Source organism: Bartonella sp. AA16NXGY (assembly GCF_042197325.1).
Taxonomy (GTDB): domain Bacteria; phylum Pseudomonadota; class Alphaproteobacteria; order Rhizobiales; family Rhizobiaceae; genus Bartonella.
The window spans coordinates 131443-156878 of the sequence record NZ_JBHIRR010000003.1; the positions used below are offsets into that span (position 1 = coordinate 131443).

General features: G+C 35.9%; 19 protein-coding genes. 9 read left to right on the forward strand and 10 right to left on the reverse strand.

Annotated elements, in window-relative coordinates; all coding sequences use genetic code 11:
• Positions 1-178 precede the first annotated feature (178 nt).
• From uvrA to ACFINK_RS03010, 4 genes are all read left to right on the forward strand, one after another.
• The gene (gene uvrA, locus ACFINK_RS02995) at positions 179-3094 is read left to right on the forward strand and encodes an excinuclease ABC subunit UvrA (protein WP_375638224.1); all 2916 of its coding nucleotides are present in this window, start codon (positions 179-181) and stop codon (positions 3092-3094) included.
• Between the two features lie 1064 nt (positions 3095-4158).
• Positions 4159-4497, forward strand: coding sequence for a P-II family nitrogen regulator (locus ACFINK_RS03000; protein ID WP_015856528.1), 339 nt, complete (start codon positions 4159-4161; stop codon positions 4495-4497).
• Positions 4498-4556: 59 nt separating this feature from the next.
• A complete protein-coding gene (glnA, locus tag ACFINK_RS03005; RefSeq protein WP_375611514.1) occupies positions 4557-5966 on the forward strand; it encodes a type I glutamate--ammonia ligase in 1410 nt (469 codons plus the stop codon).
• Between the two features lie 156 nt (positions 5967-6122).
• Positions 6123-6668, forward strand: a complete 546-nt coding sequence (locus tag ACFINK_RS03010; RefSeq protein ID WP_375629043.1) for a hypothetical protein — start codon at positions 6123-6125, stop codon at positions 6666-6668.
• A 34-nt stretch (positions 6669-6702) separates the two neighbouring features.
• Here the strand turns inward: ACFINK_RS03010 and ACFINK_RS03015 are convergent, their stop codons facing one another.
• The gene (locus tag ACFINK_RS03015) at positions 6703-7485 is read right to left on the reverse strand and encodes an ATP12 family chaperone protein (RefSeq protein ID WP_375638225.1); all 783 of its coding nucleotides are present in this window, start codon (positions 7483-7485) and stop codon (positions 6703-6705) included.
• A gap of 856 nt (positions 7486-8341) precedes the next feature.
• On the opposite strand from ACFINK_RS03015, the gene ACFINK_RS03020 reads away from it, so the two are divergent.
• From ACFINK_RS03020 to ACFINK_RS03040, 5 genes are all read left to right on the forward strand, one after another.
• The gene (locus ACFINK_RS03020; RefSeq protein WP_375638240.1) at positions 8342-8686 is read left to right on the forward strand and encodes a prephenate dehydratase domain-containing protein; all 345 of its coding nucleotides are present in this window, start codon (positions 8342-8344) and stop codon (positions 8684-8686) included.
• Positions 8673-9140 carry a hypothetical protein gene (locus tag ACFINK_RS03025; RefSeq protein ID WP_375638226.1) on the forward strand — a complete coding sequence of 156 codons (468 nt, stop codon included), beginning with the start codon at positions 8673-8675 and terminating at the stop codon, positions 9138-9140. The genes ACFINK_RS03020 and ACFINK_RS03025 overlap by 14 nt, the downstream gene beginning before the upstream one ends.
• A 392-nt stretch (positions 9141-9532) precedes the next feature.
• Positions 9533-9829 carry a hypothetical protein gene (locus ACFINK_RS03030; RefSeq protein ID WP_375638227.1) on the forward strand — a complete coding sequence of 99 codons (297 nt, stop codon included), beginning with the start codon at positions 9533-9535 and terminating at the stop codon, positions 9827-9829.
• A complete protein-coding gene (locus ACFINK_RS03035; RefSeq protein ID WP_375622372.1) occupies positions 9826-10773 on the forward strand; it encodes a DMT family transporter in 948 nt (315 codons plus the stop codon). The genes ACFINK_RS03030 and ACFINK_RS03035 overlap by 4 nt, the downstream gene beginning before the upstream one ends.
• Positions 10770-12032, forward strand: a complete 1263-nt coding sequence (locus ACFINK_RS03040; protein ID WP_375638228.1) for an ATP-grasp domain-containing protein — start codon at positions 10770-10772, stop codon at positions 12030-12032. The genes ACFINK_RS03035 and ACFINK_RS03040 overlap by 4 nt, the downstream gene beginning before the upstream one ends.
• Positions 12033-12290: 258 nt before the next feature.
• Here ACFINK_RS03040 and ACFINK_RS03045 read toward each other — a convergent pair whose 3' ends face one another.
• The 9 genes from ACFINK_RS03045 to ACFINK_RS03085 form a co-directional block, all read right to left on the reverse strand.
• Positions 12291-15044 (reverse strand): autotransporter family protein, encoded by a 2754-nt coding sequence (locus ACFINK_RS03045; protein WP_375638229.1) that lies wholly within the window; start codon positions 15042-15044, stop codon positions 12291-12293.
• A 948-nt stretch (positions 15045-15992) separates the two neighbouring features.
• Complete coding sequence (locus tag ACFINK_RS03050) at positions 15993-16442, reverse strand: hypothetical protein (protein ID WP_375611505.1); 450 nt, start codon at positions 16440-16442, stop codon at positions 15993-15995.
• Positions 16443-16603: 161 nt separating this feature from the next.
• Positions 16604-17005 carry a hypothetical protein gene (locus ACFINK_RS03055; protein WP_375613121.1) on the reverse strand — a complete coding sequence of 134 codons (402 nt, stop codon included), beginning with the start codon at positions 17003-17005 and terminating at the stop codon, positions 16604-16606.
• A gap of 363 nt (positions 17006-17368) precedes the next feature.
• Positions 17369-17782: a hypothetical protein gene (locus ACFINK_RS03060; RefSeq protein ID WP_375613122.1), complete on the reverse strand. Its 414-nt coding sequence runs from the start codon at positions 17780-17782 to the stop codon at positions 17369-17371.
• A 122-nt stretch (positions 17783-17904) separates the two neighbouring features.
• Positions 17905-18078: a hypothetical protein gene (locus tag ACFINK_RS03065; RefSeq protein WP_375638230.1), complete on the reverse strand. Its 174-nt coding sequence runs from the start codon at positions 18076-18078 to the stop codon at positions 17905-17907.
• Between the two features lie 931 nt (positions 18079-19009).
• A complete protein-coding gene (locus ACFINK_RS03070) occupies positions 19010-20392 on the reverse strand; it encodes an amino acid permease (RefSeq protein WP_375638231.1) in 1383 nt (460 codons plus the stop codon).
• A gap of 449 nt (positions 20393-20841) precedes the next feature.
• A complete protein-coding gene (locus tag ACFINK_RS03075; protein WP_375638232.1) occupies positions 20842-21201 on the reverse strand; it encodes a hypothetical protein in 360 nt (119 codons plus the stop codon).
• Between the two features lie 405 nt (positions 21202-21606).
• Complete coding sequence (gene hutH / locus ACFINK_RS03080) at positions 21607-23145, reverse strand: histidine ammonia-lyase (RefSeq protein ID WP_375638233.1); 1539 nt, start codon at positions 23143-23145, stop codon at positions 21607-21609.
• A gap of 1314 nt (positions 23146-24459) precedes the next feature.
• On the reverse strand, positions 24460-25236 hold the full coding sequence (locus tag ACFINK_RS03085; RefSeq protein ID WP_375638234.1) for a class I SAM-dependent methyltransferase: 777 nt from the start codon (positions 25234-25236) through the stop codon (positions 24460-24462).
• Positions 25237-25436: the final 200 nt, after the last annotated feature.

Genomic DNA, 25436 nt, shown 5'->3' on the forward strand with positions numbered 1-25436 from the left:
GATAAAAACGCATAGTTTATTCCACCACGAGAGAATAAAAAGCTGCTCATTTGTATTTTTTTCACAAAACTTATACCTTCCTTTTGCATTAAAGCAGTTAAACACATTATAATTCTAAAAAAACAGTTTTATTCCATTTTAGGTGCTCAATTTTTGCCACATATGCCAAGGATAAAGTATGACTCATCAAAAATATATCTCCATTCGCGGTGCACGTGAGCATAATCTTAAAAATATTGATCTCGATCTGCCTCGTGATAAACTCATTGTTATAACAGGACTTTCTGGATCAGGGAAATCATCCTTAGCGTTTGATACAATTTACGCTGAAGGACAACGCCGCTATGTCGAAAGCCTTTCAGCCTATGCACGCCAATTTTTGGAAGTCATGCAAAAACCCGATGTCGACCGCATAGACGGTCTCTCTCCAGCTATCTCCATTGAACAAAAAACAACCAGTCGCAACCCTCGTTCAACGGTAGGTACCGTTACTGAAATCCACGATTACATGCGTCTTCTCTTTGCACGTATTGGTATTCCTCATTCTCCTGCAACAGGACTTCCTATTGAAAGCCAGACAGTAAGCCAAATGGTGGATCAAATTATGGCCTTACCAGAAGGAACGCGAATTTTTATTATGGCACCCTTAGTGCGAGGACGAAAGGGAGAATATAAAAAAGAGCTAACAGAACTTTTAAAAAGAGGATTTCAACGCGCTAAAGTTGATGGCAAGTTTTATGAAATCCCTGATATTCCACCTCTGGATAAAAAATATAAACACGACATCGATGTCGTGGTAGACCGCATTGTTGTACAGAAGGATATCACCTCTCGCTTGGCTGATAGTATAGAAACCTGTTTACAGCTAGCAAATGGGCTTGCCATTGCTGAAATGGCAGACCAACCCTTAGCACAAAAAGAAACAACAAAGGAATCTGCTCATAAATCAAAAAATGATACACACAAACGGCTCATTTTTTCAGAAAAGTTTTCCTGCCCTGTATCGGGTTTTTCTATTCCTGAAATTGAACCACGCCTTTTTTCGTTCAATAATCCTTTTGGCGCCTGTCCTCTCTGCGATGGACTGGGCATAAAAAAAGCAATGGATCCACTGAAAATTGTGCCCAATAAAAATCTTACCCTCAAGAATGGCGCCATTGCCCCTTGGGCTAAGTCAGATTCACTTTACTATAAACAAACCTTAGAAGCATTAGGAAAAGCTTACGGTTTCAAACTCACAGATCAATGGTGTGAACTCTCTAATGAAGCACAACAGGCTATTCTCTACGGTACAAAAAGAGATGAAATTTCTTTTATCTATAAAAATAATTCTGGTTCGCATAAAACGACCCAACCCTTTGAAGGAATCATCCCTAATATGGAGAGACGCTGGAAAGAAACCGATTCTGCTTGGTCTCGAGAAGAAATCGAACGTTATATGTCTTCTTCACCCTGCCCAGCTTGTCACGGTTATCGTTTAAAACCAGAGGCACTTGCTGTAAAAATAAACGGAATGCATATTGGGCAAATATCAGATCTTTCTATTCTAAAGGCAGATGATTGGTTTGCCAATGTTCATCAATATCTCACAAAAAAACAACGTAATATCGCCGTACGTATTTTAAAAGAAATTCGTGAACGCTTGGCTTTTTTAAATCATGTAGGATTGGAATATCTTACCTTGTCTCGAAATTCAGGAACGCTTTCAGGGGGAGAAAGCCAACGCATTCGGTTGGCATCCCAAATTGGTTCTGGTCTTACAGGCGTTCTTTATATTTTAGATGAACCATCTATCGGTTTACACCAACGCGATAATGAACGCCTGTTGGAAATGCTGCGCCATTTGCGTAATCTTGGCAATACAGTTATTGTTGTTGAACATGATGAAGATGCTATTCTCACAGCAGACTATGTTGTCGATATGGGGCCTGCCGCAGGCGTTCATGGTGGAGAAATCATAGCGCAAGGAACACCGCAGGAAATTATAGAAAATTCAGCCTCTCTCACAGGCCAATACCTTTCAGGAAAAATGGCTGTTAAAATGCCGACAGAGCGACGCAAAATATCAAAAACGAAAACACTTAAAATCATCGGCGCCAAAGGCAATAACCTCAAAAATATCAATGCGAATATTCCTCTTGGAACCTTCACATGCATAACTGGTGTTTCTGGAGGAGGAAAATCAACATTTCTTATTGAAACGCTTTTCAAAGCAGCATCACATCATATCATGGGCTCTCATCACAGCCCTGCCAGCTATGACAAAATTGAAGGATTAGAATTTCTTGATAAAGTCATCGATATCAACCAGTCTCCTATTGGACGCACCCCACGCTCTAATCCCGCAACCTATACAGGTGCTTTTACACCGATTCGTGAGTGGTTTGCCGATCTTCCAGAATCAAAAGCCCGCGGTTACAAAGCTGGGCGTTTTTCATTTAATGTTAAAGGAGGACGGTGCGAAGCATGTCAAGGTGATGGAGTCATCAAAATTGAAATGCACTTTTTACCTGATGTCTATGTTACTTGCGATGTCTGTAAAGGAAAACGCTATAACCGAGAAACACTAGAAATAAAATTCAAAGGACAGTCTATAGCCGATATTTTGGATATGACAATTGAAAAGGCAGAGGAATTTTTCCAAGCTATTCCCGCTATTCATAATAAAATGGAAACTCTCATTAAAGTAGGATTGGGTTACATAAAAGTAGGACAGCAAGCAACCACACTTTCTGGTGGGGAAGCACAACGTGTAAAACTTGCGAAAGAACTTTCTCGTAAAACAACGGGACGTACACTCTATATTTTGGATGAACCGACAACAGGTTTACATTTTCATGATATTTCCAAACTTCTTGAAGTGCTTCACGAACTAGTCGAGCAAGGCAACACAGTTATAGTCATTGAACATAACCTTGATGTTATAAAGACAGCCGACTGGATTATTGATTTAGGACCAGAAGGTGGAGATCGCGGTGGTGAAATTGTTGCAATTGGACGCCCTGAAGACATCATTAAGGTTCCCGCTTCCTATACGGGAAAATTTCTAAAACATGTTTTACTGCGCCCATCTCTCTATAATTCCAATTCTTAGAAACGCTTTCTATTGTAAAATACAGCATACTAACAAAGCCTGTACTTTTATTATTACCTGTAAACCAACACCTAATTCCAGTGGTGCAACACGTTTGAAGCAAAGACTAAAAACAATTTAGCGCTTTATAAGCTGTTTCAGTTGTCGTATTGCCAAATAGGAACGCGCACATAATTGCGTATTTATTCTCTGTTTTGTTTATACCTGAAACGACCAGACAACCTAAACTGGGAAGAATATGAAGTTTTAAGGGTATAAATAAATTTCTATATTTCCATTTCCTTTTAATTTATCTTTATGATTTTCCAAGGCATCCACAGCAATATCTTATAATGAAGATTGCCATTGCTTCACACTTTTATTTATCGCGTTCCTTAATGAAGATCACATTCCTCACGAAGGAACAAAACGCCCCAAACGGAATATATTTGCGTTGCCAATTCCCACATCTGTTTTAAAGAAACATTTCTCAATGCTCTCAAGCCCATTTCACAACGGCTCCTATGAATGCTATAATGATAAACTCATTATTATACACCACCATCTTTACATTTATGAATCGGCATCATCACACTCTTTTCCAATATTTGTCTTCCCTACTCCCTAATATTGTAAAGCCTTTAATTATCGAAAGCTTTCATAAAAAGCATTTTATTTCTTTTTTCAAATGTTGTTATCCACACACTCATAACTATTTATGATATATAAAAGTATCGTTTTGATTGATTGACGATAAAAAGATCTAAAATGAGAAAATCTTACGCTATTAGAGTTTCTCATTCAATGTGGAGAGCGTCTAATTATCCTTATAAGTCAAGATATTATCTAATAAAAAAGAAACAAAACTCTTTTATTATATTATTTGAATTCTGTATAAGAATTGTAAGTTTTTTTCCCAAAAAACAGTATTTGGCTGTATTCTACAAAAGAAACTCTCCTAACAGAGCATAGAGTGTCATTATTTTCGACTTTTTGTGCACAAAGTATCTGTTGGACATCTTACAGTTGTCAATATAATGTGATGCAGTCTAAAAAGACAAAATAACGTTGGAGATAATTTCAGCATGAAAAAAATTGAAGCCATTATAAAACCTTTCAAACTTGATGAAGTGAAAGAAGCGCTTCAAAAAATTGGGTTACATGGTATTACAGTAACAGAAGCGAAAGGTTTTGGTCGTCAAAGGGAACATACAGAACTTTATCGTGGTACGAAATATGTTGTTGACTTTCTACCTAAAGTAAAGATTGAAATTGTTGTGTCCGATGAAAAACTGGAACAAACTGTTGATGCAATACGTAAAGCAGCTCAAACCAAACATATAGGGGATGGAAAGATATTTGTCTTTTCCATTGATGATGCAATTCGTATAGGCACAGACGAAACCGGTATCGATGCCCTTTAATAAATAACAGGAAAATTCACTTTTTTATCCACCTCAACGCCATATTAAGGAAATTGAATATGACAACCGCATCAGATATTATCAAACAGATTACAGACAACGAAATCCGTTTTGTTGATTTACGTTTTACTGATCCACGAGGAAAATTGCATCACATTACAATGGATATCGCAGAGATCAGCGAGGATACTTTTAGTGATGGTGTCATGTTTGATGGTTCTTCAATTGCTGGTTGGAAAACAATTAATGAATCTGACATGGTTTTAATGCCAGATCCAGCAACAGCACATATTGATCCTTTTTTTGCTCAATCTACTTTGGTCATATTTTGTGATGTACTTGATCCTGTCTCTGGTGAGTTTTATCGTAGAGATCCTCGTTCTATCGCCAAAAGGGCTGAGGTGTATATGAAATCTTTAAACATTGGAGATACAATCAATGTGGGTCCAGAAGCAGAGTTTTTTATCTTTGATGATGTGCGCTATAAAACGGACCCTTACAACACAGGGTTTAAACTCGATTCAAGTGAACTTCCCTCTAATGATGATACGGAATATGAAACAGGAAATCTAGGGCATCGCCCACGAATAAAGGGAGGCTACCTTCCTGTTCCGCCGATTGATTCCTGCCAAGATATGCGTTCTGAAATGCTCACAGCACTCAAGGATATGGGCGTACAGGTCGAAAAACACCATCACGAAGTAGCAGCAGGCCAACATGAATTGGGTATTCGTTTTGATACACTTGTTCGCGAGGCTGACAAGATGCAAATTTTTAAATATGTTGTACATCAAATAGCAAACAGTTATGGGAAAACAGCAACCTTCATGCCAAAACCAGTTTTTGGTGATAACGGCTCTGGAATGCATGTCCACATTTCCATTTGGAAAGATGGCAAACCCATTTTTGCAGGAAATGAATATGCTGGACTATCAGAAACCTGTCTGTTTTTTATCGGTGGTGTTATTAAGCACGCAAAAGCAATAAATGCTTTTACCAACCCATCCACAAACTCCTATAAACGTTTGGTTCCTGGTTATGAAGCTCCTGTTCTTCTTGCCTATTCAGCACGTAATCGTTCTGCATCTTGCCGTATTCCTATGAGCTCCTCACCAAATTCAAAACGCGTAGAAGTTCGTTTTCCAGACCCAACAGCAAATCCCTATTTGGCATTTGCAGCCCTTTTAATGGCTGGTCTTGACGGTATCAAAAACAAAATTCATCCCGGACATGCTATGGATAAAGATCTTTATGATCTTCCCTTAAAGGAACTTAAAGAAATCCCTACTGTTTCAGGAAGCCTGCGTGAAGCGCTTGAAGCACTTGACAAAGATCGTGGCTTTCTTAAAGCTGGCGACGTTTTTGATGATGATCAGATTAATTCCTTCATTCAAGTAAAGATGCAAGAAGTCTTGCGTTACGAAACAACACCCCATCCTGTTGAATTTGATATGTACTATTCTGTTTAAACAATTAATACGTATTCTTTTGATTTTTAAAGTGGAGGCAAAAGCCTCCATTTTTGTGGATATTCTTCTCATGCAAAAGCGCAAGAGGCTTTTTGCTCGCCCGCTTTTCTTTTATAATGTATTGAATCTCTTCAAATGAATTAACAAAGGTTTCTAATGCCGCGAATTTGTTTTCTCGTTCCCGTTCTTTTATGCATTGTCTTTATCACATCAACAACTAAAGCACATACAATAACCAACCAAAAACTTACAACTCTTGAGAAAGCAACATCTGCTTATAGTAAAGCACTTAAAAATGCCGATGCAAATGCCATCTTAAATGCTATTCCTCCCCAAGTCATCAACCGCTTAACCGCCCAAAAAAATCTTAATCAATCACAATTTCTACAAATCATGAAAAGCCAAATAGAACGGTTGGCAGAAAGTTACAAGATTGAAACGATCAACATTGATCAAAAACAAAAACGTGAAGGTACCCTTGATAATGGTACCCCTTATTTTGTTATACCCGTGGAGCTTGTAACCACAACAAATGCTGGAAAAAAATGCTCTATTCAAACTGAAATTATTGCCCTACTTCACGATAACCAATGGTATTTTATCCGTGGTAATGACGAAGCGCTCTTAACCATAACCAATGAACTATTTCCTGGACTTGATAAAGTAAAAACCAATCCTCAAAAAGTCACAAAAATACTCTGAGCGAAAAGAATGCACGTAAATAAAAGATTTTCCCCTATAAACAAGTTGTAACAATTGTAGCAGCAGCATTAAATTCAACTTTTTTATGAGAACGGCGTGCTATTGTTTCTTTATCCGTTCCCCATTGCTCCATCATCCAATCTTCATCTAAATAGGCAATAGACCAAGCATGATCAGCATCAATGTTTCCCGCTGCAACAGCAAGAGCAATGAGAGCAGATCCCGTTAATGTTGTCATCATATGAAGTGCAGCAAGCATATAAGCAGACTCAACTCTACGTAAATAATTACTGACTGCTTGAAGTGCTTCTGGTGATTGTTCCACATGCATCAGCCCTTCTGTCAAATAAAACCTTGCACCTAGTTTTTTTTCAGCCCAATCTAATAAAGGATCCCATTGTTCAGATTGTTTTTGCACCAACTCTTTAGGTGTCTGTGCACGATAAAAGATCATATCACATGCAACGAAACGCAATAAATCTTCAAAAACCACCTGCATATCATCAGCGATACCATCAATAACAGTATTAACCAAACGCGTCATCGGCATTTTTGCAGGATCAACAACGTGCTTTTGGTTCTCAAATTCCTGAGCAACATATTCAGCAAACACTTCTGTTGGCACATGAAAATGACGCCTTGCGGGCGTTTTTACGGGACGTTCATCCAACAAAATCGTAAAGCCGGCCTCCTCAAACGCGATCTTCACTTGCTTATAAAACCGTTTTGGGTGTGATTGGCATGAAAGATTTTGAACCTTTTGAACAGAACTCTTCTTATTCAATGGCATATCAACATGATCCAAAATCTCACGCATATTTGTTTACCTCTGATCTTTTCAAAAAAAACGACTGTTTCTTTAGGTTCTGTAGCTTGAATAAGGTTTAATCTGACCTTCTTAACGATTCCAAAGAAGAAAAAAATCTTGCCAATCTCAATCTAACTTAAGAGTTATATTTCATGTTTCTTTTACAAACAAGACAATGATGATTGCCTTTTATATATTTAATACAATCATAATAGTAAAACAATTTCTAAAAGTATTATCTTAATTAAGAAGTTAAATATATTGAGTTTTATGGCAAAGATGTTCACGCCTTACCAATTTGCTTATTATTCACCTACAATAGTATTATCAATATGAACAGATTCAAAAACGCTGCTCATCTAAAAAATGATAGAGCAGTGCGGTTTACGTGTCATTCACCTTCGCTTAACCATTCCAATAATTCTCTAACATATCCAATAAATACCCTGCATAGAACTTTCCTGCTCAATCACTCCCCTAAACAACGATGTTTTACGGCATGATAGAATAATGAACAGACAAAATTATATCGTAAATTTGCTTTCACATATACATTATTTTTAAAGCACTAAATTACTTAACGCATTGTGCTTGATATACTCTATCATATTACACTAGTTTAAATTTAGGCACATAATTATAAAGAATAGAGATCATGTAATCTGAAAATAATGCTTTTACACTTGTCCCTGCAGATACTAACTGTGCAACTGCAGAATAATGGTGGCTTAACAATCACAATAAAAATATTTTGTCCACTGACTCTAGATCCCGTATTATCTTATACGCAACTCTTGAAGAAGCATTTAATGAACTTTCTCCGAAAAAGGATGGATATCTCTTAAGCTGTGCTGCTTACCCTGATTTGCATACACTCATATTTACCCGTTTAAGTGATATGCAATTATTTGACAGCTTTATCATGCCTACTCACTTTATGGTTTTAGCTAAACGCAATAACATTGATGAAATTAAAACCGTAGCGACTCATCCTGCCCCGCAATCTCTGGTAGCTCATCAATATGACAAAGTATTTGCCAACAGCAATGCTGATGCAGCCGTTCTTTGTAAGGCTGAAAAAGCCGATGCTTGTATCACAACATCGGTTGCGGCAAATCGCTATAGGCTGAATATTGTTGAAAATTTTGGACAAGTGCCAATGGCCTTTTTGCTCCACTCACTAAAGTCAACTAAACATGAAAAAATCTGAAGCGCTTCTTTCCATTGTTAACTTAGTTGACAAATTCCGTATGCGCCAAGAACGAGATGAGAGCATTAAGGAACCAACTTCAGCAGATAATAATATGATCAATGAATTGATCACTCTGCTGAACCACCATGCCAATATTCTTGACGGATTATCTCCAAAACTTTTAGCAACCACTTCTGATGATCTTCATCAGTGGATGATCAGCGGTTTAACGACCCCTCCTAAATTTGATAACACTTTGGCTGCTTTCAAAGCCCCATTACCAGATGCGCCCTTGTTTTTCTTGGCTCCAATGCGTGCAACAAATGGACCTGATCCAGAAGGATTCCAGCTGGAATTAGTTACAGGATATCGTCATGAAACGGCCTATCTTGCTGACGCCTCAAAATATACAAAGAATTATCTATCACCTTTTCAATGTATAAAAATGGGAATAGCATCAAGAGGGAGATAGACAACAATTGCATTGTTCTATTCCCAGAATCTGTAGCAACTGCTAAGAAAATTGATAAGCAAACAATTGTGGAAGCTGAACGTTTACTCGGTCGAGATAGTAAATTCCTGTTCGATCAATTGCATAATCGTAACTTATCTAAAGAAGACCTTTACGATGCTCGCTGTTTGTGAGGCTATTATCATGACTATGCACATCATACCGGACCGCGACCATTGGATAAAAATCTGTATATAAAATTAAATTGGTTTACAGGTCTTCTAGAAGAAACTAAAGTTGATTTAATTACAGTGCGTATTATGCTACAAAATCATCCAAAATTTTGGAAAGAAACAACTGAATTTGTTCTATTAGAACGCATATTTCGTTAGCCAAAAAGTTCTGATCAGCATATGACATTCGATGCTGGCACAGGTGTCTTGCTTTTTGAAATATTGATGCGGAACAAAGCATTGATTGAAACAAATCAAGGTTATCTTCAATTTGATTTGGAGCGTCTTGAAAAAGTAATAATATTGATGATAGCAGATATAGAAGCACTTGAAGCATTAAATTTAGATGACGCTTATTTGGCAGGAGCTAAGGATTATATCCAAAATAATCTTGGAAAACCACAGACTTCAAAGTCACGATTTAATTTTTCAACATCATCTTATGCACAGTACATTATTAGGGGATTAAATCATTGAGTTTCTTAAAAGGACAGTTATTCTTATTTACCTTTGCTATTCTAGCATTGTTTTCCATAAGTTGGTTATTATCTAAGAATTTGGTTAGCAATATACCCGTCATGCATGCGGTTGGACTTAGGTTGTTTGCCACCGCAGCCACCTTATGGCTGATTGCAGTATTTCGTGAGAAAGCTGTTTTCAGATCCCTACCATTGCTTTCCATGATACCTTCTTTTTTAATTCTCTCAGTGTTAGGATTTTCGCTGTATTTTGTATGCAGCTTTGGTGCATTAAAATCGCTCAAAGCCAGTGATTTAACTATGGTTCTCGCTACTATTCCAGGGATTACTTATATATTAGGTGCATTGACAAATGTCCTTAAATTCTCATGGCTGAAGTTTAGCGGAGTGATAATTGTCAGTGTAGCAGCTATAGCATTTAATATAAACAGTGGAGAAGGTGGATATTATAACCTAATAGGAATAGCTCTTGCTTTAACAGCAGCACTTTCTTACTCTGCTTATGGCTTATTGTCTAAACGTTATCTTAAAAATTTACCTTTGCTCACCTCACTGGCTTGGATCACAACAATTTCTGTCGCATCATTTATGCCATTATTTATTTTTGATCCTGCCCCACTCTTATATCTTAAGTTAGAAGATATATTTAAAATATTGATTTTAGGAACTGTTTGCTCGGCACCAGTTTACGTATTATATCAAAAAGTTTTAGCCGAAGGAGGCGTATTATACGCCAATACTATCGGCGTATTATCCCCTTTTGCAGTGGTTGCATGTGAATGGATAATCGGCTCGAGCCCTTCTCTCAATATGATCAAAATAATTGCTATGATTGTAGTTGTTATAGGGATGACACTCTTATTTATAGATGCATCAAAGGTATCTACATGGCAACAGAAACGTCGTGCCCAAAATTCCAAATTTAATGAGGAAACAAAATGAAAAAACTCGCGTTAGTTTGCCAGCGCAATGCAAAACTACCATTTATATTTGAAGCAGCACAAGCAGCTAATATCGAATTAATAATGATCTATGATACCGCTGAAAGCGCTCCCACTCAACACCCCGCAGCAGTCACTTCAACTTGGCAACTTCCTGTTTTTGATAACCCAGAGGCAGCTCTAGACACTTTTGCAACGGGAGCAAAAGAACGCAATATTTCTGGGATTATGACCCTTCGCGAAGAAGCCATCCTATGGACAGCTTTGGCTGCAAAAAAAATCAATACTCCAAGTATTGAACCAGAAGTAGCAGCATTAACCCGAAATAAATATCTCATGCGTCAAGCTTTTGCTAAAGCAGGCTTAAGAACACCAGGATTCTTTTATATAGATCATCCAGAAGACCTATCAAAAACACATGCCTTAGACTATCCGCTCGTTATTAAACCCGTCTCTGGATGGGCAAGTACAGGCGTCATGTTAGCTAAAAATTCCGCTGAACTTTCTGATCTCATTAAAGCCGTATGGAATGTTCAGCATAAAGACATGGCACGTTTTAATGATAAAAGTAAACCTGTAGGTTTAATCGTAGAACAGTATTTGCCAGGAAAAGAGTTTGTCGTAGAATGCTTTGTTGATACAGCAGGTGTACATGTTCTGTCCGTTGGAGACAAGGGACAGCCTGAGGGACCATGGTTTGAAGAAACAATTTATCGTCAACGCTGTGATATAGATGATCCTTTAATTATTGCTTTATGTGAGGCTGCATGCTCTGGAGTTAAAGCTCTTGGTATAAATATAGGTGCTGCCCATGTAGAGCTACGCCTAGATGCTCATAATTTACCTTATATCATTGAGATTGGCGCTCGTATAGGTGGATCGGGTGTCTCCCATTTTATTGTTGAGCAAGGTACAGGAATTTCATTTGCAAAACTCTGTATGAATGCCGCTTTAGCTGAACAAACCCCAGACCTTCCCGATATACTCCCAGCTGAAAAAGTGGCGGCAAATTATATTATTCCTCTTCGTGGTCATGGACGGTTTTCTGGATTTTTAGGTCTCGATAAGGTTGCACAGCATCCTCAAACCGCCAGAACTATCATTTTCTTTGAAACCAATCATCTTTCACCACCTCCACCAGCATTTGGTGGATATCCTGGTTTTATTTTCTCTGTTCATAACTCAAACGAAGAAGCACGCAATTACCACAAATGGCTCGATGACACCTTAAGCATCATATGGCAAAACATTGATTTATAATGATAATTTATCTTTATTCATATTGAATAAGAACCCCGATATTGTAGGATTTTCTCATTTTAATCTGTTTATCAGATGGACAAATTTTTTAAAACATTTGAGAAATGCTATAGTAGATAAAAATAAATCAACATGATATTTTCATATTTATTAAAGCACATGGTACCATTATTAAAAAATTCTGCACAAACAATGGTTTTAATTCCGATAGTAGAACAAGACTTCGAAAATCACATTTATTATTTTTAAAAAGATTGCTTAAAAATGATAGCGCAATCCACCAGAAAAACGAACTCCAGAAAAACCAGCCTTGGTTAACCTATGCTGATAGCTAAGATCACTGTGAAGTGTAACTTTAGAAGAAAACTGTGAATTGACACCCAAGCCAACTTCTAAGGAAGAACCAAAAGAACTCAACTGAAAAACATCTTTAAAATGAACAAATTGTTCTTTACCAAAACAATGAGCAAGATGAATATTGCCATAAAAAGAAATGATACGATCCTTTTCAGAGGCTGTAAATGTTTTACTTAAACGCCCACCAACACGCATAAACCATTGATCTATTTTTTTCATCTCAACATCAAATCCATCAATATCACGAAACTTATCAAATTGAAGATGTTGATAAATAAGCTGAAGTTGCGGATCAAAAATAAGATCTTTATATCCTGTCATAGACACTTTACCAGCAGAAAACGACACGTTCAAAGGATTTGCTTTTAATGTCGCCGTCTTACCCCAAACACGGCTACGCACATCCCCTTTAAACAAACCATAAGATAAAAAACTATCTATATAAAAATCAGTGTAATGTTTCACACTAGCATATGCCGTAAATGACCATTTATTAAATGTACTCTTTTGACTTTGTTCCACGTTATGAGGTTGTAAGGAAAGCTTTCCATAGGTTCCCATAATCCCAAAAGATGTCGTACTATATGCACGCTCTATTGTTTTGAGCAAAATATCTGTTTTTATAGCGTTATAATCAACATGACCATCGTACCCATATTTAAGTGTAGAAAGATCTGAGACATAACGATAACTCCCACCATAACCGTGGACAGATAAAGCAAAGTTCCCTTCAACTTTTAATAATTTACGAGGAATAGACCGCCTAACTTGCAACTGCTTTTGTTGATGACTAATATCCATGAGCCCAACATGAAACAACGCATTTGGTAACAAAAGATAGGTCGGAACTTGTGGAACAACCTCTCTGACCTTTAACTCAGAAGGGGGAATAGCAGACACCTCTAAAGCAGGCTGAATATATTTACTTTCAAGGCGGAAATCCCAAAAATCTCCATCTCCTTCAACCAATCTTTGAGAAGTTTGTGCATTTCCAAGAGCAGAAGCTGGACCATAAGCATGAAGATAATATTGGTAAGGCAAACCCTCTAATGCGATATAAGCACGATTTAACTGAAAAGAATCCTCTGCCGCTTTTCCAGAAACCTGAATAAGTGAAATACTATGAGCATTTTCACCGGTTGCTATCTCACCCTGATTTTCTGCAAAAAATTGCACATAAACTGTTGTTTTTCCAGAAACATCACCATGTATTAAAAGCCGATCAGTTTTTGTATTATCGAGCAAACCATCACTACTGAGATGCGTATTGAGATAAATATCTGCCCTATCTTGCGCACTATAAACTTCTTTTTCTCCCTTCCCAATATGAAGTGTCTGATACTCCTGAAACATTGGAGTCTCAAAAGCAATAAAACTATCAGAAACTTTCACAAATGAAATAGACGAACTTGTACGGTTTGCAACTTGCAAATCGATCTCTCTTCTTTTTGTCAAAAACCATTTTGATCCCCCTGTTAAATAAAGCTCAGCAATAGAATCATCGGCAACACGAGTCCCTCCTATCAATGAAGAAGAATTAGCCAAAATCGCTACACTTCCCCCTTTTTCAGCTGTTAATAATAAGTCACCAAAAATTTTTGTACCTTCTGTTACTCCAATATAAATACGACTGTTATGACTATGAACAGCTGTCCCATCTGGAACCTCAAAAATCGTCCTTTTCAAAAAGACAAGCCCCTGTTCATACGCATCATTTTCCTCATCCCTCTCAAAATACATACCATGTTTGTTACCTATTGCTTTAATTGTTGAATCTTCAATATTAACCCGCGAAATTAAAATATTTCCTTCCCTGCCGTTATTGGATGGCGTGTTAGAATCTTGTCCAACTGTTAAAACATGAACATCCGTAGAAATAATATTCGTATTTTTTACATAAACAGAACCCTGATGTTTTACATTGAAAACTGTATGTGTAATTTTTTCATTTGTATTTTCTTTGTCTTCTGTTTTTTGATATTTTGAAGCAATGGTAACACCATCTAAAGTCGCACTCCCCCCTCTCCCCACATAAAGCGCAGCAGCATCATTCACATCAATAAATCCACTTTTCATCTGAATACCCGCATCAGCACTAACGAAAAGAGCACTCTCTTGACCGATACCCAAACCTTCCACTTTAATTTTTGTATTCGTTAACGTAACAGATGCTCCTCGCTTCTCTGCATAAGCAGCAATCTGAAAAGCCTCAATTGTTCCACGATCAACCTCAATCATTCCATTATCAGCTTTAAGACCTATTGATACATTTTTAAAAGCTGAATCGCTCAAAACAATTTTTCCCCCTCGTGATACAAAAACACCATAAATATCTTCTATACCCGCAGTCCCTTCAACCTCTACACGCGTTGCCTGAATAACTGTATTTGGCTCCTGCACTACTATAGCAGCAGGTAACATGAGAGAACAATCCTCCCCATTCGTTTCTTTAACAGGCGCCGTGAATTTATATACTTTATCACTAATTGTATGCTTTGAACCATCACTGCATTCATAAGGTAATTTGTTTTTGTCACATGACAGTGATGTATATGAATGAGAATGTGCCTCAATATTTATATTTAACAAAAAAGAAAAAATAGCTGCTGTAAAAACGCACGAATACAAGTGATTGTTAGATACCTTGATTATCATTGTTTTTCAAAACTTTCTTTTTTCAACAAAAACAAAAAATGCTGGCAAAAAAATAAACCACAAATTAAACACAACAAGAATAAAACAAACAAAATTATTTTATTTTTCATGATAAAATCATAGCATTCAATAATATGTTTTGTGTTTTATGTAAAGAAAGAACAAAAAGTTTAAAAATACCATTTAGGATGAAAATCCCTTTAAAGAATGCATCTCAAAAACCGCTGGAAACTGTAATTACAAAAGGCCAAAAAACCAATCTTAAAAAAACGTAAAAAAATGCGAATTTTGAAGAGATATAATATTCAATTTATCTCACCACCAAAAAATAAAAATACAACAAAATGAGAATAACTTCTAAGATTAAACGATTAAAACGTTTTAATAAAACACAGAACAAAAAGATACAGTATACGAAATCTATAACCGCATCATCTCTTCAACTACAACAAAAAAACAAGAAATTGCACACTAATGTATAAGCTAATGTACACAATTTCTATATTAAAAATGCTAGATATCTAACAAAGAAATTTGAATAAATAAAAAACTTCTCCTAATACCCTATCATCAATGATTTGAATTAATAAATGTAATATTTTAGATCTTTTGATAAAATCTAAAATACAGTAAAACACTCACCATTCTGAACTTAAAAAACACCAAAATAAAATTTCATCAAAATTAGCTCTATGAAAGCTATCTGTTTATTATCGTTAAAGAAGATATTTTAGCAAAGCTATTATTTGCCATTCTTTATATTGAATAAATTTCTCTAAACAACAACTCACTATCCTCCGCTAGCATCATCTGACAACAACACTATTGCCAATCTCGTAGCTGATGAATATAACTACATTAGAGACAAAAGAGCTATATTTCTCTCTTCTCCCGTTTAATATTTTTATTTAATTATTGCTTTAAAAATTAACGTTCTACTGTTGATGATCACTTGTGCAAAGCTTTTTTTATTTTCTGGCGCTTTTTATCATTTTCAAAACGTAACATCAAATCTCGCTCTTGTTGTGTCGAATTGGTTACACCAAAAGTATCATTGTCCATAACCTGCTGATACCCTGCTACCATTAAATTGACTAAAAATGAATCACTTCGCGGCGTTGATGAAAAATAGATTCCCTTTGAATCTTGTAATTTGTACCGATAACCTGCTTTAGTCATGCACTCATAAACTGCTGCAAAATCACTTGCACGCGAATCCATATTTTTAGAAGAAGCGTAGATTGGTTTCCAACCACATTTTGACAGTGCTTGTTGGACCATAGACTTACTGACACCAGACTTTTCCCATAATTCTAACGTCGATGGGGGAGGTTTGCTAATACACCCAGCAGAGCTTAATAAAATTATAGCAATCAATAATTTCAATGTTTTTTTCATTTCCCCCTCCGTCAATATTTACGATAGAAAGACTGATAAGTCTTCTAATATTTTCTCACACGCAAGATGACTTTTGTTAGCATATAGATATTGAAGAAACAATCCCACCCCCCATGCAAAAACAAGAATGGAAGGATTTTTGATTACAGCAGCCTCAATACTTAAGGTTGACATTCAGGTTGTTCTTTATGCTCTTCACAATGAGGACTATTCAAACGCCTCTCTACACTTCGCTGAGGAATAACTGCATCAGGCTGACAAATTGGAAGATTTTTATATTTCTCACACCACTTCATTCTTCCCAATTTATCTTGGAAACCTGCTTGGATCATACATGCATTCACAGACTCCTCAGCATTGAATTTCTCATCAGTACTTGTTTCTGTATCAAGACGACCATCAAGATGCTGTATTCCACATTCTAACAGAGCTTTTTTGATCTCAAGCTGATCAGCACCTGATTTTTCCCATGCATCTACAGCTGTTCGAGAAGGCTGCTCAGGGTAGCATCCAGCCATAACAAATAAGGTTATCCCGCTTAATAATTTTAAAATCTGCTTCATTTTCCTATCCTTGAGTAATTTTGATATTACGAAACAATCTATAAATTATTTTACATGCTGTTTTTTATTTCCAAAACAATGATGAACATTATCAACCTATATTATTTTTATCTTTCCGAAGATTATGCCATAATTATTATATCAAAAATACGGTAAAATTATTACTAAAATCATCTATCTATCAACGATATGCTTATAATTATTATCAATATTTTGATTATAACCAAAATAGATATTTCATATTATTGCGCCAACAGTTGTGGTACCCATAAATAAATAGCATTGACATGCTGAATTAAGCCCCCCGCGTACGGGTATGAGAAACATGAAGGTAGGGATTGTGATCGTCACAAACAGCAAGACTTAAGGTTTGCATTCAGGTGCATTTTTATATTTTTTACAAAAAGGGCTGTTCAAGCGCTTCTTGACACTGCGCCTCGGGATGACAGCGCCTGAACGACAAATCGGCAAGTTTTCGGCTCTAAAAGTATAACATGGTCCACCCGCTCTTGCTACCTCTTCATCTTTATAGCGGAAACCTGATTGAAGCATGCAAGCATAAGTTGTTGCTTTTGCATTGATGCTCTGCTTTCTGTTTTCTGGATCGACATCATAAGGAGTTGGCATACCACATTCTAACAAGCCTTTTCCTATCTCTGTAAAATCTGCTCCTGGTTTTTCCCAAGCAGTCAAATATCCTGAAGGAGGCTTATTAAACTGACATCCAGCTATACTTAACAAAGTTACAGCACTTAATAATTTTACGATGTGTTTCATTTTTTACTCCATGATCTAATTCAAGGCTTTTGTTCTAAATGAGATGTGCCATAAAATTTTTGGCATTTTGGACCCGCATCTCCAAGACAGGTATGGGGATTTATGGGATTTGTAGCCACTCTCTACCATTCTATCCAAACGTTACTGCCAGCAGGTATCGTTTCGTAGGTATAGCCATTACCGCCAATAATTCTGCTTACAAAGTCAAATTTATTCCCATCAAAACCTGTTTCATGCGTCTGTGAATGGCTGATATGATGGTCTGTCATGCCAACAATCGTCATACTTTCCCCCATTACATTGATATCTTGACCAGAAATCAGATGAGAAGCAATAATCGTAGCATCTCATTGTACATCCATATCAACATTGCCTGTTGCCTCAAGGATAGAGAGAATTGTTGTTGTGTGTGTTTAGAGCTATTGGAAGATTTCTCGTGTAAAAAGCCACTTTCCGATGATTTTTTTGCTGGTTGTAGTGTTCTTGAGCGCCTTTTATGGTAATATCGAATAATTTTGCACCGAAATACAGTTGCGGAGTGCATTTTGTCCGCCTCCACTTGTGATAAAAATTACTCTTGTATCAATATTAAAAAAATAAGTTTGATCCTTCCTCTTGTGAGAGCAATAAGAATCGTAAAACTGTCACACGTTCATTGTTCTCTTTAATTTACTCTTCTATGAGATTTTATTGTAATACCTTGCTGCTGTTTATTAAAGTTTTTGTAAAAACAATGATACAATGCCTCATGTAACTTTGTTATCCACTATTTTCTACCAACGCCAATCCTCTTTGAGAAAAAATACATAAAGAACTTTATCTTCGCTTCTAAAAGCAATAGTAATTTTCTAAACAACAAAATTTAAACAACCAATTTTTTAAAGAGCTAAAAAACAATTCTTACAATAACTTCTTTCGTGAAACAGAACTTCATTAATACGTTTAGAAAAAGATATCTGCCTATAATCATGTATCTGGTAAAATCTATTTGCACTGTTAGGCATTTTAACCTGAAAGACTTATATTGATGGCACAGCTCACCATCAAAAAAACGCCTAATATTTATATGATTTTGTCGTTACCGTAAACAATGGTTCACAAAAACTTCCAAAGCAAAATAATAACGAGCAGATTTTTTCAATCTAGATTGTTCTAACCTTTAGAGAAAACAATCAAACACCTGTTCTCCTGATGACATCAGCTATTTGTTTTGAGTTTTTTCTCTATTCACATTTTATTCAGCTTCTTTTGCTTAAAATTATAAAGTTTAAGTGCATAGAAACAAATAACAAGCCAAGCAATCCAAATAACACCTATAATTAAAACTGGTCGTGTCTCATCAAAATACCATAAGAGAATAAAAATAAAAACCATAAATAAAATAGAAAAAATCGACCCTATTGGCCAAAATGGAATGGGAAATTTTAAACCATTCTGTGCTTCTTTAGGCATCTTAATTCGCATAGAAAATTGTGAAAGTAGAATCATCATCCAAACAAAAACTGTCGCAAATGTTGCCATTGCGGCAATAAGAAAAAAAAGCTTTTCATGATAAAAATAATTAAGGACAGCACCAAGAAGAAAGATACCGAAGATCATCAAAATAACAAAAACTGGTATACCATTTTTTGATAAATATTGAAACTTTTTTAAAGCATAACCTTCCTGCGATAAACCATGGATCATACGACAAGCACCATACATTCCACTATTCATTGCTGAAATAGCCGCTGTAACAACAACAATATTTAAAATATTTGCTGCATACGAAATCCCAAGATTTTCAAAAATGGATACAAAAGGGCTATCCATGAGACCAATCTCATTCCAAGGATAAAGAGACATTAAAATAGCTAACGTCATGACGTAAAAAAGCAAAATACGAACTGGAGTAGAATTAATTGCCTTTGAAATCGTTTGATGAGGGTTTTGAACTTCCATAACTGCCATGCCAATGATTTCTATGCCACCAAAAGCAAAAACAACAACACTAAAGCAAGCTAAAAAACCAAACCAACCATTGGGAAAAAGTCCACCATTTTTCCATAAATTATGAACAGTAACGGTAGAAAAATCTGCACCTTCACCCCACCCCCAAAAAATAATTGCTATTCCTAAAATAATCATCGCAATGATAGCGATAACTTTAATAGAAGAGAGCCAAAACTCTAGTTCACCATAGACTTCTACAGCAGCTAAATTAATGCCTGTGATGATTAATGTAATACTCAGTGCCCATACCCAAGGAGCAACATCAGGATACCAAAACCCCATATAAGTCGCAAAAGCTGTAATATCAGCCAAACCAACAAGAATCATCTCAAATACATATGTCCATCCCGTTAAAAAACCTGCTAATGGTGATATGTAATTTGCCGCATAACGAGCAAAAGAACCAGGCAATGGATTATGAAGTATCATCTCTCCTAGAGCCCGCATAACCATAAAAATAGCTAAACCAGCAATACAATAGGCAATCAAAACACTGGGACCCGCAAGCTTAATTGCCTGTGCAGACCCATAAAAAAGACCTGTTCCAATAGCAGAACCAAGAGCTAAAAAAATAACTTGGCGCTTACTCATACCCCGTTTCAGTTCATTTATTGCCATTTCTTTCCTTACTTTTTGAAATGCTGACAATCCACACCACGATAACAGCTCTATGATAAATAAAGCCTCATGTTTCTTTCACAAATATATTTCAAAAAACATCGAAGACCAGCCAGTCCAACACTTTGCTCTAAACAATGAAAAAATACTTTTATTGCGAATTATTCAGCTTTTATAGCCTACAATTTCGTATTATTTTATTCAAATAAAGTGATAATGAATTTTTTCACAATTGTCATTTAATTCATTTCGTATTCTATAGTTTTTTACAGAGAAAATTAACCTTAATGTAAGCTAAACTTTTAGGCTTCTATTTCGGTGCACTGAAATAGAAGCCTAAAAATTCATAACAAACACATTAACTACGCATAAAATTAATTTTTTGTTACTTTAAGCAAACTTTCTTTAAGCCCATAAAACAAACTTTTTATGCCAATTGAATAGCTCAATCAATGATAATACGAATCTCGCAAGTCTTCAAAAGCATGAGAAAATTTATCTACAACCCATCTTTTAAGGACTCCAGCTGCCTTAACGACAAGCTTTCCAATGAAAAAAAAATATACGATAAAAAGAGCATCTTTGATTGTTGGTCCGATGATAGCGTTCTCATTACCTCTGGGAATTTGCCCTGATATAGCAATAAAATCTTTGTTTTTCGCTGAAATAAGAGGCTCTTTCTCTTGGGCCACTATCATAATGAAAACTTCCTCTGGAAAGCTACCTCTCCTAAAATTTGCATGAATCTCAAGAATTTGAGAGAAAAAAAGAACTGTTATTGAAACACATAATTTAGCACTTTTAAACATTCCTTTCTCCTTTTTTATTTTAAATATCAAAAATAAACTATAAAATTCATAAAGTATTAACAAATAAGAATAATATAAAATAAAACTTTTATTTTTACTCGATACAATACATATATTATAATTTATATTTATATTTATAGAAATATAATATCACGAATATATAATTCGTGGATATTATTTAACTTATATTAAAATTTCTGATATAAATCAGAAAATATAGGTGCTTTAAGTTTATAGTTTCTATAAAATAACATAATATCTAGTTAACTACAAAAATCAGATATATACAGTAATAAATATATGATTTATTAAATAATTCAAATATTGTATCGCTCCTCTATATTTTCATATGAGAAAGTTTTAAAATTCAATATCCGCCCTTCAGCATTGACCTTAAAACAAATACTATTGAAAACTTAATGAAGGAAAAATTGTTTCTGGTAAAACAGATAATAAGTGCCCTTCACGCACAAGTATATGTGCTTGATGAAGATCTGGAGCCAGATAGCGATCTTCCTTAAGAGAAGCAACATTTTTTCGTAGACATTCCATAACAGATTGCAAAAAAGTACTTGTTTTTAAAGGTGCACGATATTCAATTCCTTGTGCTGCAACAAGCGTTTCAATACCAATAAGTGTAAAAAGATTTTCGCTCATTACCAATAACCGACGCGCTCCATGGCAAGCCATTGAAACATGATCTTCTTGATTGGCAGAAGTTGGGGTTGAATCAACGGAAGCAGGATGGGCCATTTGCTTATTTTCAGACATTAAAGCTGCCGCTGTTACTTCAGCAATCATAAAACCTGAATTAAGACCCGCATTATGTGCTAAAAAGGCTGGAAGTCCATAAGAAACTGCTGGATCAACCATAAGAGCAATACGCCGTTGAGAAATAGATCCTATTTCACATAAAGCAAGAGCAATCTGATCAGCAGCAAATGCTACAGGTTCAGCATGAAAATTCCCACCTGATACAACTTCACCATTCCTTAAAATCAATGGATTATCTGTAACAGCATTTGCTTCAATAATCAGTGTTTTTGCTGCTGCCAGCAAAATATCAAAACATGCCCCCATCACCTGTGGCTGGCAACGTATACAATAAGGATCTTGTACACGCTCATCCCCCTGTAAATGTGCTGCACGAATTTCTGAATCCTCTACAAGCTTTTCTAATGTTTTCGATACGGCAATCTGCCCATAATGTCCTCGTAAAATATGGATATCAGGATGAAATGGCGCCGTTGATCCCATGATAGCATCTGTCGTCAAAGCCCCTGCCAACAATCCACCACACAATGCCCGATAACCCCGAAAAAGACCAGCAAGTGCAAGGGCTGTTGATGTTTGAGTCCCATTAATAAGAGCTAGACCTTCCTTTGCCTCTAAAATAATAGGGGACAATCCCGCTTTCTCTAATGCAACCGCCCCACTCATACGAATATTTTGAAAAAATGCTTCCCCTTCTCCCATCATAACAGCCGCCATGTGAGCAAGTGGAGCTAAATCACCTGAAGCACCAACAGACCCTTTTTCAGGGATGACAGGAATAACGCCCTTTGCAAGCATATTTTCCAGCAAATTTATCAATTCTAGACGAACCCCTGAAGCCCCTCTTCCTAAAGAGATAAGCTTTAAGCTCATTATCAAACGCACAATATTTTCAGCTAAAGGCTCTCCTACCCCACAACAATGGGACAAAATAAGGTTTCTCTGTAAAACAGCGACATCGTCCGCATCAATTTTAATGGAAGCCAACTTCCCAAAACCAGTATTAATACCGTACACAGGCTCACTTCCAGCAGCAATTTCAGCAATGCGCTGAGCCCCTTTCTCGATAGCTAAATGCGTGTCATTATGAAGTTTACTCACTTCACCATTAAAATAAATAGCTGCAAGCTCACTAAGCGTCACCTCGCTCGGTTTCAGTATAATAGTCATAATCTACTTTCTTTTTTTTTATCAAAGTATAACGTTTAGCATTATTGATCCTTCTATAAAACAAAAAAAACTATAACGACTCTTTAAAGCGAGAATGCTTTCTTAAAGGTATTCCTTACAATGGAGTTATTATCCAAAAGTAGAATAGTTTACGATAAATGAAAATGAAATATTGACAAACACAACCAAGTCATGGATTTCAAAAATAGATAAAGCTTTAATTTATAATCATAATCTAGCATGCTTCATATTAAATGAGAGAGCTGAATATCTTAAAACTCTCTCATTCCACATCTGTGTATGTTGAATAAATCAAAACCATTCGCTTGCACGTCATAAGCGAGATTGGCGTATGGATAAAACTGTAAAAAAGGACTAAAAACTCCTCTTATGAACCGTGTCAAGGGCTGTCGCAACATTGGGAGATGAAAGTGTGGATGGTGCAGGCTTATTCTTTTATGAAGCGTAAAGATGAAAAAATCAATGGATTTATTATCAAGCTATTCTTACTAAACTTATAAAAACCTTAAATAGATAGCTGTCACAATCTATCATGATTGCAAAAATCAAACTCTATAGAAAATTAAAAAACTTATTTAACACATCACAACAGAGAAGAAATTGAGCTTATTTGCGACTTCTAAAATTGTATTTAAAGCGCCAGATTAAACCTTGAAAAACACATCTTCAATAAAACCACATAAGAATCGGCCTAACTCGTTATTTAAAATAAAAATAAAAGAAGTTTTCTTATATCAAAAAAAAATAATTAATATATTGTTTTATATTATATCTTTTAAACAGAGAAATGCTTCATATAGCATATTTATATTTTACTTTTTTGTTATATTGAATCTGAATTTAGAGATAATTTCAAAATGAGTTGTTTTTTAAAGGTGCTTCCAAGCCATTACCTTTTTTACTACAAATTTCTGATTATGATAATTTTTTGTACTTTTTCAGTTGTTTTTGTCAAAATTTATTAAAAACACTCTCATTTAATAACAAAAAACAATCATAAAAACAAAGAATTATCAAATATTTCTATTCAATCTACCTCTTCTTATTTTATAAAATAATCTGTTGTTAAACTGCAGTAAAAAAAGCGCTTCGATACTATAATGCACTGCATAAATTTTCTATTTAAACTCTCTCATATCAAGTGAACAATGAAAATCAGCGGTAATAAGATGTCAATGTGAATGCTGAAGAAAAAACCTTTCTCTCTCAAAGTCTGACTTAATAAGGCGTTAATTTTCTGAATACCGCCCACTCTGATGTGTTAAAAGAGCAAAAGCAATCATCGATATCGGATTATCCTGCATACATATAGAGCTCACTTTGATACAAAAGCTCCAAATTGCCTTGCACTTCATATTTCTTTATCAATGCGACCAATTGCCGCAAATATTCTTCCCCATAGCAAGCAATAGCGCGTTGCACTTGCGTTGAAGAGCGGCTCATTCCAATAAAAGCTTCAGATGGGATCATCATCGTCCAATTGTGCGTATGAAAAGAAATCTTTTCTGGATCTACCCCAAAGCCATCACTCATTTCCTGTAAAAAATCAAAATTACGATAATAACGGGAATAATTCGGACTCATTTTCTCTAACAATGTCTCATAAGCCTCTAGAAATTCGCTATGCTTGAAATCACGATTATTTTGAATAACCGCCATGACACCATTGACTCGAAGTTGATCTGAAACAGAACAAAGCAACTTGGGACGATCCATCCACTGAAACGCTTGCGCTGCAATGACAAGATCAACCTCGCCAATTTGAGGCAATAGGTCTTCGGCTCGGCCCTGATACCACCGCACGTTCGGAAATTTTCTTCGTCCCTGCTTAATCATATCTGCCGATACATCAATAGCATGATATTGGTGCTCGTTGCCTAAAAATTTAACAATCCCCTCTAATGCGATGCCTGTCCCAGCGCCTATATCCACGATGGACAAATTCTTTTTGTTCTTAAAAGGATGGAGCATGGTCTTAAATAAAGTAAGGGGATAGCGAGGACGATAGCGATTATAATCATCAGCCAATCCGTCAAATTTTTCACTTTGCTGTTGGACACTTTCTATCATAGAACTTTGTCTCTCCTTACAGTTGCTGATATACATAATTAAAAAGTCTTTTTATCCAATACGTTAAGCATAACTTCTAAAGGAGGAAAATAAGAACTGCCCTGACCTTCTATTTTTCTATAAAATTGATCCTTACATTTTTCTCTTTTCCAGTTATTATCTGCACATTTTGAAACCCAAAACTCCTACGAAAATAATAT